This is a genomic window from Streptomyces globosus (assembly GCF_003325375.1).
GTDB classification, from domain to species: Bacteria; Actinomycetota; Actinomycetes; order Streptomycetales; family Streptomycetaceae; genus Streptomyces; species Streptomyces globosus_A.
The window spans coordinates 220584-234161 of record NZ_CP030862.1 but is presented as its reverse complement, the minus strand read 5'-3'; the positions used below and the strand labels follow the sequence as shown (position 1 = coordinate 234161).

Genomic DNA, 13578 nt, shown 5'->3' with positions numbered 1-13578 from the left:
CCCCGCGGCCCTCGCCGCGGCCGCCCCGGCCCGCGCTGCGGATGCCGCGGCCCGCGCTGCGGGTGCCACGGGTGCCCGCGTATCCGGCCAAGCGGGCCTTCGACCTCGCCGCGGGCCTCCTCCTGCTGGCCGCGGCCCTGCCGGCGCTCCTCGCCGCGGCCGCCGCACTCTTCCTGGCCCGGCCGCGCGCGGGCCGCAGGATCCTGCTGCGGGAGCCGGCGGCGGGGCTCGGCGGGCGGCCGTTCCGCACCTGGCGGCTGCGCACCGCGGGAGCCGGGCGCGCCGGGGCGGCGGTCCGGCGGTGCGGACTCGACGCGCTGCCGCAACTGCTGAACGTGCTCCGGGGCGAGATGTCGCTCGTCGGTCCGCGGCCGCAGGCCCGTACGGACCGGCCCGACAGGCTGCTCGTACGCCCCGGAATGACCGGGTTGTGGCAGGTCAGCGCCCGGTCGGACCTTCCCTGGGAGGAGATGGCCCTCCTGGACAGGCACTATGTGGAGAGCCACTGGCTGGGGATGGATCTCGCGATCCTCGCCCGGACCCCCCGCGCGGCCCGTGCACACAGGCATGCCTGAGCGACACAGATCACCGCACGCTCACCTACAGTGCAGCGCGGAGAATGGGTAACCTCAAGCCTTGACTCAATAAGTTACTGCTTAGTAAGTCCCGCCCGAGGAGCCCTCCCATGCAACTCGCCGCGATCATCGTGTCGCTGGTCCTGACCGTGGTCGGCGTCGCGCTGCTCGCCCGAGCCGTGGCGCAGATCTACCGGTTCGTGAAACTCGGCCAACCCGTGCCGGCGGGCAGCCGCACGGACGACCCGAAGGCCCGAACGCTCACCCTGGTCCGCGAGTTCCTGGGCCACAGCCGGATGAACCGCTGGGGCATCGTCGGCTTCGCGCACTGGTTCGTGGCGATCGGCTTCCTGACCCTGCCGCCGACCCTCGCCCAGGCGTACGGCCAGCTCTTCCAGGCCGACTGGACGCTGCCGGTCCTCGGCGGGTTCCTGCCGTTCGAGATGTACATCGAGTTCATCGGCCTGATGACGGTCGTCGGCATCGCCGTGCTGATGGTGATCCGCCTGCTGTCGCTGCCGTCGCGGGCCGGCCGCAAGTCGCGCTTCGCGGGCTCGAAGGCCTGGCAGGCGTACTTCGTCGAGTACGTGATCCTCACCATCGGCCTGGCGATCCTCGCCCTGCGCGGCCTCGAGGGCGCCATCCACCACGTCGACTCGTACGAGCCGGCGTACTTCGTGTCGTACCCGCTGGTGCTCGCGTTCGACGGCCTGTCGCTGCCGGCCCTGCAGAACGCCATCTACTTCACCGCCATGATCAAGATCGGCACCTCGCTGATCTGGATGATCACGGTCTCGCTGAACACCAACATGGGTGTCGCCTGGCACCGCTTCCTCGGCTTCCCGAACATCTGGTTCAAGCGGAACGCCGACGGCGCGACCGCGCTCGGCGCGCTCCAGCCGATGACCTCGGGCGGCAAGGAGATCGACTTCGAGGACCCGGGCGAGGACGACGTCTTCGGCGTCTCCCAGGTCGAGCAGTTCTCCTGGAAGGGCATCCTCGACTTCTCCACCTGCACCGAGTGCGGCCGCTGCCAGTCGCAGTGCCCCGCCTGGAACACGGGCAAGCCGCTCTCCCCGAAGCTCCTGATCATGTCGCTGCGCGACCACGCGCACGCCAAGGCCCCGTACCTGCTGGCCGGCGGCGGCAAGACCATGGAGGGCGAGGAGAAGGCGACCGAGGAGCAGCTCGCCGGCGTCCCCGCGACGGCCCTCGCCGAGGCGGAGCGCCCGCTGGTCGGCACGGCCGAGGAGAACGGCGTCATCGACCCGGACGTGCTGTGGTCCTGCACCACCTGCGGTGCGTGCGTCGAGCAGTGCCCGGTCGACATCGAGCACATCGACCACATCGTCGACATGCGCCGCTACCAGGTCATGATCGAGAGCGCGTTCCCGTCCGAGGCGGGCACGATGCTCAAGAACCTGGAGAAGAAGGGCAACCCCTGGGGCCTGGCGAAGAAGCAGCGCGTCGAGTGGACCAAGGAGGTCGACTTCGAGGTCCCGATCGTCGGCAAGGACGTCGAGGACCTCACCGAGGTCGACTACCTGTACTGGGTCGGCTGCGCGGGCGCGCTGGAGGACCGGGCCAAGAAGACCACCAAGGCCTTCGCCGAGCTGCTGCACATGGCAGGCGTCAAGTTCGCGATCATGGGCGGCGAGGAGAAGTGCACCGGCGACTCGCCGCGGCGCCTGGGCAACGAGCCGCTGTTCCAGCAGCTGGGCCAGGAGAACGTGGCCATGCTGAACATGGCCTTCGGCGAGGACGACGAGGACGAGTCGACGAAGAAGCCGAAGTCCGCGAAGAAGATCGTCTCGACCTGCCCGCACTGCTTCAACACCATCGCGAACGAGTACCCGCAGCTGGGCGGCGAGTACGAGGTCATCCACCACACGCAGCTCCTCCAGCACCTCATCGACGAGGGCAAGCTGCTGCCGGTGACCCCGGTCGACGGCCTGATCACCTACCACGACCCCTGCTACCTGGGCCGCCACAACAAGGTCTACACGCCGCCGCGGGAGATCATGTCCGCCGTCCCGGGCCTGCGCCAGCAGGAGATGCACCGCCACAAGGAGCGCGGCTTCTGCTGCGGCGCCGGCGGTGCGCGCATGTGGATGGAGGAGCGGATCGGCAAGCGCATCAACAACGAGCGCGTCGACGAGGCCCTCTCCCTCAACCCGGACATCGTGTCGACGGCGTGCCCGTTCTGCCTGGTGATGCTGACCGACTCGGTGAACGGCAAGAAGAACGACGGCCAGGCCAAGGAGTCCGTCCAGGTCGTGGACGTGGCCCAGCTGCTCCTGGAGTCGGTGAAGGCCCCGGCCCCGACGGAGGCCGAACTGGCGGAGGCGGAGGCGGCGGCCGCAGCGGAGGCCGAGGCCGAAGCGGCGGCGAAGGCCGAGGCCGAGGCGAAGGCAAAGGCGGAAGCCGAGGCGAAGGCAAAGGCCGAGGCGGAAGCGAAGGCGAAGGCAAAGGCAGAAGCCGAAGCGGCGGCAAAGACCGAGCCCGAGCCCGAGCCCAAGCCCGAGGCGGAAAAGGAGCCGGAGGCCGGCAAGGCGCCGGAGGCCGAGGCGGAGGCCGACGGCGACGCGGCCGAGGCCAACACGGCCAAGTAGCCCGAACCGCAGCCCGGATCGGCTCAGCGCAACCGCGCCGGAACGGCCGGCCCCCGCCCGGGGGCCGGCCGTTCCGCTTCCCCGGCCCGGCCCGCCCGGCCGCGCACGCCAGGGGGGACAGCCCCCCGGGGTTCCCCTAAGGGATGTCACAGCTCAGCCGCAAAGGGTGCTTAATCCGGCACCGACTGCACCCGATTGCGCGGGACCAGGTACGTTCGATCACGTGGCTGGATTCAGGATCGGACGCGGCAGGGACGACGACCGCGCACAACAACCCCCGCGGCAGCAGCCGTACGGTCAGCAGCACCCGCAGCAGCAGCCGCAGGGGGCGCCGTACGGCCGACAGCCCTACCCTCCCCAGCAGCAGTGGCCGCAGCAGGCCGCGAGCGGTAGCGGGGGGCACGGCGAGCCCGAGTACTTCGACCCGTACGGGCACCCGCACGGCCACCAGCAGGGGCAGCACCAGCAGCCCCCGCAGGCGTACCCGCAGCAGCCCCCGTACGGCCCGCCCGGCGGCAGCCAGGGCGGCCACGGCGGCGGCTCGTACGCGAACGACAACCCCGGCCACACCCAGGTCTTCGCCTACGGCGAGGACCCGTACGGCCCCCCCGGCACCTACCAGGCGGACGGCGGCGCGGCAGCCGCGGCCCCGGCCGGCCCGCGGCTGCCGTGGAAGGAGCTGCTCAAGGGCATCGTGATGCGCCCGGGGCCGACGTTCTTCCAGATGCGCGACTACCCGGTGTGGGGCCCCGCGCTGATCGTGACGTTCCTCTACGGCCTGCTCGCGGTCTTCGGCTTCGACGAGGCCCGCAAGGACGTCATCAGCGCCACCCTCGCGAACGCCGTCCCGATCGTCCTGAGCGCCGGCGTGGCGTTCGTCATCTGCGGCCTGATCCTCGGCGCCGTCACCCACACCCTGGCCCGCCAGCTGGGCGGCGAGGGGGCCTGGCAGCCGACCGTCGGCCTGTCGATGCTGGTCATGTCGATCTCTGACGCGCCGCGCCTGATCTTCGCGGTGTTCCTCGGCGGCGACAACATGTTCGTGCAGGTGCTCGGCTGGGCGACCTGGGTGGCGGCGGGCGCGCTGTTCACGTCGCTGATCAGCAAGTCGCACGACCTGCCGTGGCCGAAGGCGCTGGGCGCGTCCGCGATCCAGCTGGTGGCGCTGCTGTCGATCATCAAGCTCGGCACCCTGTAGGGGGGTCCGCAGCGAGGACGAAAGGGCCCGCCGCCGCACCTGCAGGGTGCGGCGGCGGGCCCTTCCGCGTCCGAAGACGCCCGGCCGCGGCTCAGGCGTCGAGGATCTGGCCCTCGCGCTGGACGACGGGCGGCTCGACCGACCAGGGGAACTCGATCCAGTCGTCGGTCCGCTTCCAGACGTACTCGCACTTCACGAGCGACTGGGGCTTCTCGTAGATGACCGCGGAGCGGACGTCGGCGACGGTGCCGACACAGAAGTCGTGGACGAGCTTGAGCGTCTTGCCGGTGTCGGCGACGTCGTCGGCGATCAGGACCTTCTTGTCGGAGAAGTCGATCGCGTCCGGGACGGGGGCGAGCATGACCGGCATTTCGAGGGTGGTGCCGACGCCGGTGTAGAACTCCACGTTCACGAGGTGGATGTTCTTGCAGTCCAGGGCGTACGCCAGACCGCCGGCGACGAAGACGCCGCCGCGCGCGATGGACAGGATGATGTCCGGCTCGTAGCCGTCGTCCGCGATGGTCTTCGCCAGCTCGCGCACGGCGCGGCCGAAGCCCTCGTAGTTCAGGGACTCGCGTACAACACTCATGCCTCGTGCCTCACCTGGGTGCGGTGGAAGTTCTGGAAGGAGCGCGAGGCCGTGGGCCCGCGCTGACCCTGGTACCGCGATCCGTACCGCTCGCTCCCGTAGGGGAACTCGGCGGGCGAGCTGAGCCGGAACATGCACAGCTGCCCGATCTTCATGCCGGGCCAGAGCTTGATCGGGAGGGTGGCGAGGTTCGACAGCTCGAGCGTGACGTGGCCGGAGAAGCCGGGGTCGATGAACCCGGCGGTCGAGTGCGTCACCAGTCCCAGGCGGCCCAGGCTGGACTTCCCCTCCAGCCGGGAGGCGATGTCGTCGGGCAGCGAGATGACCTCGTAGGTCGAAGCGAGCACGAACTCGCCCGGATGCAGGATGAACGCCTCGTCCCCCTCGGGCTCGACCAGACGGGTCAGGTCCGGCTGCTCGATGGCGGGGTCGATGTGGGCGTAGCGGTGGTTCTCGAACACCCGGAAATAGCGGTCGAGACGCACGTCGATGCTGGAGGGCTGCACCATCGACTCGTCGAACGGGTCGATGAGCACCCGTCCGCTGTCGATCTCGGCCCGGATGTCTTTGTCGGAGAGAAGCACGTCCCGAGGATACGCAGTGGGCGCGAGCCGCCCCCAATCGAGTACGGCGCCCGGGCCGCGGCGCCCGCCGCGGGGGCGGGGCGGCCGCGGACGGCCGGGACGCCGTGACGCCTACCGCTTGACGGCCGCCCCGACGGGCACGGCGTGCCTCAGCCGGGCGCACCGCGGACACCGCAGCAGCCGTCCCGGCCCGATCCGGCCGGCACCGAGGTGCTGCAGCGGGAACGAAGCGGTGCTGAACACATGCCCTTCGGCACAACGGACGACGGTGTTCTCCATCGAGTCCCTTTCCCCAACCTGCCGTACTGCGACGAATCGCCACATTAGGGGATGATCGAGACCGCGCTCCAGCCGCCACCCCGCGGCCCGCCACACCGGTACGTTACGCCCCAACTCCCGCCCCCGCGACGGCCGGTGCACCCCGCAAACACACGACGACCCCGCGGCCGATTCACCGGGGGTCGATCATGAGGTAGAGTGTGCAACGGTACCGCTCCAGACCCCTGGAGCGACCTGCGGATGTAGTTTAATGGTAGAACATGAGCTTCCCAAGCTTATAGCGCGGGTTCGATTCCCGTCATCCGCTCTTCAACGAAGGCCCAGGTCAGCGACCTGGGCCTTCGTCGTTGTCTAGACCTCTCAGGGGTCTCCGCGCCCTCCACGTGCCCCAACTCGCAGGAATATCCTGCCCACAGCGCCTTCGCGCGCCACCGGCACCCCTACTCCGCGAACCAAGGTGCCGCTCGACCTCGACGGAGAGGACGGCCGGCAGGTCGCCCACTCACCCACACACCAGCCGCTGGACTTGGTGTCACCCTCGACGCAAGGCCTTTCCTTTCGGACGAGGCCCTTAATGACAAGTAGCCCTTGCGATTTATTGACGTGGGGTCCACACTGCTCCCATGACCGACAAGCCCCGCGCCCGAGCTCCGCAGGCCGCCCTGACCGACGCGCAGAAGCTCGAACTGGATCGGGCGAAGAAGGCCGCCGACGATGCCGTCGCGCACTTCCGTGAGACCGCGGGGCGTATCGCCGTAGACCTCGGCCGCGGCGGAGCGCCGGCCGTCGCCCGGCACATGGAGTGGACACCCCAGTACGCGTCCACCCTCGCCGCCGCCTACAAGGCCAAGCAGGCCGCCAAGGGCAGCGAGACCGAGGAGGTGGCGGCATGACGACCGCCCCCAGGCCGTCCGGCATCCCGCCCATGCCCGAGCGGAACACGAAGGCGTTGCGCACCGCGATCGCCGAGCACACACCGCAGCTCCTCGCCGACTTCGACGCCCACTGGAAGTGGGCCATCGGCGACGCGCACGACATCGCCCCGGTACCGGCGTTCCTCGCCCAGTGGTGGGCCGAGTTTGCCATCGCCCGCGATCCCTCACTCGACCGGCACATCCACGACCTGGAAAGCCGGGCAGCCGACGCGTCGACGAACGCCGAGGCCACACAGTTGCTCACGCAAGCCGCGCACCTTCGGCGCGAGGCGGGGAAGGCGGAGCCCGGCCAGTGAGCGACTTCATGGGGCCGCCCTGGCAGATGGACTGGGTCGATACGGCCCGGACCGCCCGCGACTCCCTACCCAAGCCGGTACGCGACCTGATCGACGGCATCCGAGCCGAACTGGTCACCGTCGAGGACCCCTATTTACGCGGTACCGACAACATCCCGGATCTCCCACCCGGCTGCCGTATCGCCCCGCTTCGGTCGACGGTGCCGAACGGACTGTACGTCTGCTACTTCGATCACGGCCGGGGCTGGATCCACTACACGTTCACCCGCCGCACCGCCGACCCGCAGATCATCGTCGAGGAGGTGTTCTGGCAGTGACCTGCGACAGCACCCTCGCGCATCCAGCCGGCGCGGAAGCCGTGCCACAACGTGCCAGTAGGGGCGGTAAACAGCGGTCAACAAGGGTCGCACCGAAGCAGCCATAACGGCATCGTCAGCGGTCGTATTCGCAGGTCAGAGACTGTGCGCCTACCCAAGTACCGAGTGATTCCCAAGCTTATAGCGCGGGTCCGATTCCCGTCATCCGCTCAGACACGAAGGCCCAGGTCAGCGACCTGGGCCTTCGTCGTTGTCCAAACCTCTCCAGCCTCGCCGCGCCCTCCGCGTGCCCCAACTCCCACAAATGCCCTGACCGCAGACCCTTCGGCGCACCACGCGGGCCGCTCAGGCGCGTCGCCGCCCCAGATGGCGAGGCACATCTAGAGTGATCTGCGTCACCTCAGCGTGGGCGGGGGCAGTGCCGGCGGCCGCGTGGTCGCACTGCGGCAGACGCTGCCCCTGCATGACGCGGTTCCGTTTCGTTATTTCGGCGTGCCGGCGGTCATGTCAGGCATGCCGCCCGCCACCCACACCTCTTCATGAAGGTGGACGATGCGCCAGACGCCAGCGCTGCGACGCAGCACCGCCGTGTTCCGCACCCGCTCGGGGCACAGCGTCGCTCCGTCCGCCGCGGGGACGTACTGGACCTCGAGCCAGTAGCGCACCACGGCCATGTGGCCTGACACGTCGGTCACCGGGTCGTGGGCCCGGTACGCCGCCACCGCCGGACCGGCGGCCGTGGCGTCGCGCCCGGCGCGGAGCCGGTCGAGATCCTTCCTGCCCAGCAGGAGCTCCTCCGCCTCCGAGTGCCAGATCGTGGCTTCGGGATCCAGCCGTTCGTCCACCTTCCCCCGATCACCGTGCGCGTGTGCCGCGTACAGCCCGGAGACGACGGACCAGACGGTTTCGGCATCCTTCTGGCCGGTTCCGGACAGTCCGGAAGCGGAAACGGAAGAGCGGTGCGCGGCGGATACGAACATGGGGCGTCTCCTGGCGGCCAAGGGGTCGTTGAGGGTAAATGCCTGGTCAGGTCGGTGTGCAGGGAACCTCTACGGAAGGATCGTTTCGGCGCGGTGGCGTGGGGGATCCGGATACCGGCCAGCAGAGCCGCGCTGGCCGCAAAGGTCACCGCGTCGAGAACAAAGGCCCTGCCCGGCCCGGCCGACCAGATCAGCACTCCGGCGAGCCCGGGCCCACCCAGCCGGGCGATGCTTCCTGCCGTACCCAGCAGGGAGTTGGCGCGCTGCCGGTCCTCGTTGCCCACCGTGGCCCCGACGAGCGGAGACAACGCGGGAGTGGCGAACGCCGACGCGGCGCCGCCCACCGCCTCGGCTGCGGCAATGAGCCCGATCGACGGTTCGGTGCCGAGGAGCTGCAGCCCGACGAGCAGTTGCATGCCGCATCGGACAAGATCGGTGCCGACCGCAACGGTCCGTGGGTTGAACCGGTCAGCGATGACGCCGCCCACCGGCAGCAGGAGCAGCTTGGGTACCATCGCGCACCCGAGGACGAAGGCAAGCGACGAGACCGATCCCGTGGCGCGCAGCACGGCCAGAGCGAGGGCGGCGGGGATAACGGCGTCACCGACGAGGGAGAACGACCGTCCCAGGAAGAGCCGGCGGAAGGCACGCTGGCGCAGGGGGCTCGCCCTCATGCCAGGGCCTTCCTCAGCTGTGCCTCGATCTCCCGCACCCGGTCCCTCGTCGCCCCCACGACCAGGCATTCCATGGGGGTGACCAGGGACGGGTCACAGGCGAGGACGAACACTCCCTCACTCGAATCGCGGCTGAAGTGGAGTCGCTCCTCACGAAGGGTCCGCAGGACGGCATCCAACGGGGCCGGGGGCACGTCCCGGACGGTGGCGGCCACGTGGCGGTCCGCGTACCCGCTGCCGAGCAGACGTTCACAGATGTCGTGGGCGACGAGTCCCCCGCCCCACCGAGCGTTGACCTCGTTGAACACCAGGTCGCCGGAGGCGGTGGCGATGGCGTCGATGTTGATGTGGCCGCGATAGCCGACCTGCGCGGTGAGTTCGGCCAGCCGCAGGGAGTGGTGCACGGCCTGGGCGCTCAGCGCCGGCGGCAGGGCGGCCGGTATGTCCAGGCCGACCCAGACGAGTTCGGTGGACCCCGGGTCGGCGTCCGGGCGCAGCCGTATCTCGCCGCTGTCGAGGAATGTGGGTACGCCGTCGTCACCGATGACGTACTCCAGGTAGAACTGGCGGGTGGAGGAGTGGTAGCTCTCCACCACGAGGCCGTGGCTCAGTTCGTCTGCCAGCGCGGCCCACACCTCGTCGGCCAGCGCGGGGAGGTCGTCGCCGACCTTCAGGGTCTCGCGGGAGCCGGGCAGCGGCCCCGTCTCTCCCCGCGTCAGCGTCAGGTTGCCCAGGCCCCCGGCGCCGTCGTCCTGCTTGACGATCACCGTCCCGGTAAGCGGCAGGTGCCGTTCGATCGCCCTGGCCAGCTCATACGGTGTCCGTGCGACGGAGCCTTCAGGCAGCGGCAGGCCGGCTCCTGCGGCAAACTGCCGGAAGTGGGTCTTTCGGTTGAGCAGGTCCGACCCGCGCTGGGCGGCGAAGGCGAGTCCGGCCCGGGAGTCGATGCCGAGCCGCGCGGCCAGATCGGCGACGCCCTGCGTCCAGAAGCACGGCATCAGCTGCCAGGCTGCGCCGTCGGCGGTCAGCTCGCCCAGTTCCCCGAGAACGTCGTCGCTCATCAGGAACTCGTCCGTGACGAGCCGTTCCCGGCTGAGGACCGTGACGGTGTCCGGGTCGAACCCCATCGTCCCGGCCAAGTACCGCAGGAAGTCCCCGTCCACGGCGACGGGGCTGACGATGATGTCCCCCCGCTCCGCGAACCAGGCATGCCGCCAGCCGGACCTGGTGATGGGGTGGGTGCTGGAGGTGTGGTCGCCGAGCGCGTGCGCCGTGCCCACGTTCAGAATGATGATCTTCGGCATGTGTCAGGTCGCTCTTCTCGTGTTCATCGTTGGGCGTCGGGACGCGCCCCGGCGTGGTCAGCCGTCTTCGGGCTCGAAGAATTCGACCGTCGGGAGGGGGGAACGGCCGGTTTGGTCCCAGCCCGCGTTCAGCATCCGGGCGCGTAGCAACGGGGGGCGTTCGGTCTGGACCAGCACCATGTCGGGGTCGAGTTCGTGCAGCATCCGGCCCTGCATCGCGTAGGTCGCGAACTTGCGTACGACGATGTCGGCGAGGGTGGCGTCATCGGGCTGGGACAGCCCCTCGTAGTAGGAGCCCGGCTCCCACAGCCCCCGCATGATGCCCTTCTCCGCTTCAACGTCGCGGCGGTCGAAATACGCGAGCGGGTTCGCCAGTACGGCCGCGTACACGTTCCGGGACTCCGCTGAGGGTGCCATCGCGGAGAGTCGCTGCACGGTGAGGGCCGTGCCGCGGAAGATTCTCGGCTGGCCCCCTCGAGGAGCGGATACTTCCTCGGTCAGGTAGTTCGCGACCGTCGTGACCAGCGCTTCCCTGCGTGCGTCCAGAGCCACCCGGTCGAGGTGTGCGGGGGCTGGCACGCCGTACCAGAGGTAGTCGTCCTCGTCGGTGTCGCCGACGATAGCCCGGAGTTCGACCTCGACCTGCGCGCCCTCCAGGCCACGGAACAGCTCCCGCAGACGCCCGGCCAGACGGCTGAGCACGCTCCCGTGCATGTGATCCCGCACGTACAGCTCGGGCCGCTCGCCATGGAGCCGAGTGAAGTCCACGGGCGGGCACACGAAGAGTCCAAGTCTGATACGGCCGTCCCGCTCGACGCTCCGCAACAGACTCTCCGTGAGTTCCCGGGTGGGGTGCCGGTGCGAGGCGTCCCACGCGGCGAGCACGAGGAGCGCGGCCGACACCCCGTCGTACGTGTCGGGAAGGAAGTGCGGGTACTCCTCCGCCAGTGCCCCGGCAAGACGCTCAGCGGGCTCGAATGCCGCGGCGCACTCCTCGAGCGCGTCGTGCAGTCGGCGGGCCACCTTCTTCAGCCGCTTGCCGCTGACCGCGAAGCGGACCGATTGCTCGCCGTTGAACACCAGGGCCATGAAGGGGTCGAGGTAGGTGCGCAGCAACGTGCGCGCGTGCTCCTCCAGTGACCGGCGGTCCGCTGGGGCCGGCGGCACGTCCGGGAACACGGCGGGTGCCTCGGCAAGCACGGCATCGACGACATCGTGTGCCTCGTCGACGCGGCGGCGCAGCAGCGACCGGGCGTTCGCCCAGGCGTCCCCGACGCCTGGGATCCGGGCAACCAGCGCGGGCGGGCGAGGCGCGGTGAGCGAGGACCCACCGTGCGGCCCCTGGAGGTTTCCGAGGATCGAGTGGTAAAGAAACGATTCTGCGATCACGTCCGGTAACGCTCCCTGGCTCGGCATGCCCCGGCCTCCCGGCCGGCTCCGGCTACACCGTCGAGGTGGCGTCGCACCCGACGATCTCGATGCGCCCATCACCGCCGTCCGCCACGCAGCCGACGGAATCCGCCAGGTCACCGCCCGCATGACCCGCCCCGACGAAAGCACCCAAGCCGATGGCTGAGACGCGGCCCTGAGTGGCACCCAAGATCTCCGCGACCTGGTTCTGCGTGATGTGCTGACGCTTCCGCACCTCCGCCAAGCGGTACGCCCGAACGTCGGCAAGCATCTGCTGCGTCCCTGCCTGACAGGTGTCGTGGTCATCGCGGTGATGCCACCCAGGTAGGTCAGGGCGGGCAGTGCGGCGGGGATGTCGTCGGTGGTCACGAAGGGGAGGGCTCGGCGGGATCCCGTGCGCGCACGACCTTCCTCCTCTAGCTGTCGCCGGCGGTGCCGCGGTTTCGGCGGTCGGTCTGCTGGTAGATGTCCGGAAGGCCATCGGCGTCTTCATCGAGAGTCTCGGCCTCCCACAGGCGGCGGTAGATCCCGTTGCGACGCTTGACCAGCAGCGCGGCCACGGCTGCGGCGATCAGCGAGCCGATCAGGACGGCGGCCTTGATGTGCTCGGCATCGGCCGGGTCGGGGAAGGCGAGCTCGCCGATCAGCAGGGCCACGGTGAAGCCGATCCCGGCCAGCACCGCCACGGCGAGCACGTCCGCCCACGCCAGGTCCGGGTTGAGGCGGGCCCGTGTGAACCGGGCCGCCAGGTAGGTGCCGGCGAAGATTCCCACGGTCTTGCCCACGACCAGGCCGAGGACCACGCCCAGCGGCTCCGGGCGTGTGAACACCTCGCCCAGTGAAGCGGCCGAGATGGCCACCCCGGCGGCGAACAGGGCGAACAGCGGCACGGCCACACCGGCCGAGACCGGCCGCAGGAGGTGCTCGGTCCGCTCCCCGGGCGATGCCTTCTCGCCCTGGTCGCGGGTGGTGCGCAGGATCAGGCCCATCGCCACGCCGGCCACGGTGGCGTGCACCCCGCCGTTGTACATCAGCGCCCAGATCGCCAGCCCGAGGGGCACGTACCACCACCAGCCGCGGACCCGGTAGCGCTGGAGCAGGTAGAAGAGGACCAGCCCGGCCACCGCACCGCCGAGCGCGGCCGGGTTGAGGTCGGCGGTGAAGAAGACGGCGATGACCAGGATCGCGCCCAGGTCGTCGACCACGGCCAGGGTCAGCAGGAAGGCCCTCAGGGCGGAGGGCAGGTGGGTGGAGAGCACCGCGAGGACTGCGAGCGCGAAGGCGATGTCCGTGGCCATCGGCACCGCCCAGCCCTGCGCTCTTCCCCCGCCGAGCCCGGTGGTGGCCAGGTAGAGGGCGGCAGGGACGGCCATGCCGCACAGTGCGGCGACCACCGGCAGGGCCGCGGTGGCCGGGGTGCGCAGCTCGCCCACCACCAGCTCGCGTTTCAGCTCGATCCCGGCGACGAGGAAGAAGACGGCCAGAAGACCGTCGGCGGTCCAATGCTCCACCGAGAGGTCCAGGCCGAGCGCGGGTATGCCGAAGTGGGCGTCGCGTATCTGCTCGTACGTTCCGCTGATGGGGGTGTTCGCCCACGCGAGCGCCACCACGGCCGCCGCCAGCAGCACCAGCCCGCCGACCGTCTCGGTGCGCAGGGCCCGCGCCACCCGTACACGCTCCGGCCACGGCAGCAGGGCGAGGAAGACGGAACGCTCACGCGGGGCAGCAGGCATACGGGTCCTCCGGGGCATCGGCAAATGGCACACGCGCCCTTGTTCGCTGACCAGGCTTCCCGGCACACACCGCATCTCTTGACGCGTTCTTT

General features: G+C 70.0%; 13 protein-coding genes, 1 tRNA gene and 1 pseudogene. 7 read left to right on the top strand and 8 right to left on the bottom strand.

Features of this window, described 5'->3' with window-relative positions; genetic code table 11:
* The first annotated feature begins 71 nt into the window (after nt 1–71).
* The 3 genes from C0216_RS01125 to C0216_RS01115 all read left to right on the top strand — a co-directional run bounded on the left by C0216_RS01125 (nt 72) and on the right by C0216_RS01115 (nt 4385).
* Nucleotides 72–575: a sugar transferase gene (locus C0216_RS01125; protein ID WP_342777085.1), complete on the top strand. Its 504-nt coding sequence runs from the start codon at nt 72–74 to the stop codon at nt 573–575.
* 110 nt (nt 576–685) lie between these two features.
* Nucleotides 686–3187 carry a (Fe-S)-binding protein gene (locus tag C0216_RS01120; RefSeq protein WP_246042257.1) on the top strand — a complete coding sequence of 834 codons (2502 nt, stop codon included), beginning with the start codon at nt 686–688 and terminating at the stop codon, nt 3185–3187.
* 223 nt (nt 3188–3410) lie between these two features.
* Nucleotides 3411–4385 (top strand): Yip1 family protein, encoded by a 975-nt coding sequence (locus C0216_RS01115; RefSeq protein ID WP_114053443.1) that lies wholly within the window; start codon nt 3411–3413, stop codon nt 4383–4385.
* Between the two features lie 91 nt (nt 4386–4476).
* On the opposite strand, the gene C0216_RS01110 is transcribed toward C0216_RS01115, so the two are convergent.
* Complete coding sequence (locus C0216_RS01110; RefSeq protein ID WP_114053442.1) at nt 4477–4974, bottom strand: phosphoribosyltransferase; 498 nt, start codon at nt 4972–4974, stop codon at nt 4477–4479.
* Nucleotides 4971–5558 (bottom strand): dCTP deaminase, encoded by a 588-nt coding sequence (gene dcd / locus C0216_RS01105; RefSeq protein WP_114053441.1) that lies wholly within the window; start codon nt 5556–5558, stop codon nt 4971–4973. The genes C0216_RS01110 and dcd overlap by 4 nt, the downstream gene beginning before the upstream one ends.
* 515 nt (nt 5559–6073) lie before the next feature.
* Between dcd and C0216_RS01095 the strand changes: the two genes are divergently transcribed.
* The 4 genes from C0216_RS01095 to C0216_RS01080 all read left to right on the top strand — a co-directional run bounded on the left by C0216_RS01095 (nt 6074) and on the right by C0216_RS01080 (nt 7385).
* Nucleotides 6074–6144 (top strand) — tRNA-Gly (locus tag C0216_RS01095).
* A 316-nt stretch (nt 6145–6460) separates the two neighbouring features.
* Nucleotides 6461–6730 carry a hypothetical protein gene (locus tag C0216_RS01090; protein ID WP_114053440.1) on the top strand — a complete coding sequence of 90 codons (270 nt, stop codon included), beginning with the start codon at nt 6461–6463 and terminating at the stop codon, nt 6728–6730.
* Entirely contained in the window at nt 6727–7068 is a 342-nt protein-coding gene (locus C0216_RS01085; protein ID WP_037920733.1) for a hypothetical protein, read from the top strand. Before C0216_RS01090 ends, C0216_RS01085 begins: the two co-directional genes overlap by 4 nt.
* A complete protein-coding gene (locus tag C0216_RS01080; RefSeq protein WP_246042255.1) occupies nt 7065–7385 on the top strand; it encodes a hypothetical protein in 321 nt (106 codons plus the stop codon). Before C0216_RS01085 ends, C0216_RS01080 begins: the two co-directional genes overlap by 4 nt.
* A 482-nt stretch (nt 7386–7867) precedes the next feature.
* Here the strand turns inward: C0216_RS01080 and C0216_RS01075 are convergent, their stop codons facing one another.
* From C0216_RS01075 to nhaA, 6 genes and pseudogenes are all read right to left on the bottom strand, one after another.
* Nucleotides 7868–8365, bottom strand: coding sequence for a nuclear transport factor 2 family protein (locus tag C0216_RS01075; protein ID WP_114053439.1), 498 nt, complete (start codon nt 8363–8365; stop codon nt 7868–7870).
* Nucleotides 8366–8445: 80 nt separating this feature from the next.
* Nucleotides 8446–9039, bottom strand: a pseudogene (locus C0216_RS01070) (MFS transporter); the annotation flags it as partial.
* The gene (locus tag C0216_RS01065) at nt 9036–10343 is read right to left on the bottom strand and encodes a peptide ligase PGM1-related protein (protein ID WP_114053438.1); all 1308 of its coding nucleotides are present in this window, start codon (nt 10341–10343) and stop codon (nt 9036–9038) included. The gene C0216_RS01065 and the pseudogene C0216_RS01070, both read right to left, overlap by 4 nt.
* 57 nt (nt 10344–10400) lie before the next feature.
* Nucleotides 10401–11759, bottom strand: coding sequence for a hypothetical protein (locus C0216_RS01060; protein WP_114053437.1), 1359 nt, complete (start codon nt 11757–11759; stop codon nt 10401–10403).
* Between the two features lie 25 nt (nt 11760–11784).
* Nucleotides 11785–12024 (bottom strand): helix-turn-helix domain-containing protein, encoded by a 240-nt coding sequence (locus tag C0216_RS34195; RefSeq protein WP_246042252.1) that lies wholly within the window; start codon nt 12022–12024, stop codon nt 11785–11787.
* A 145-nt stretch (nt 12025–12169) separates the two neighbouring features.
* Complete coding sequence (nhaA, locus tag C0216_RS01050) at nt 12170–13486, bottom strand: Na+/H+ antiporter NhaA (RefSeq protein ID WP_114053436.1); 1317 nt, start codon at nt 13484–13486, stop codon at nt 12170–12172.
* Between the last annotated feature and the right edge of the window lie 92 nt (nt 13487–13578).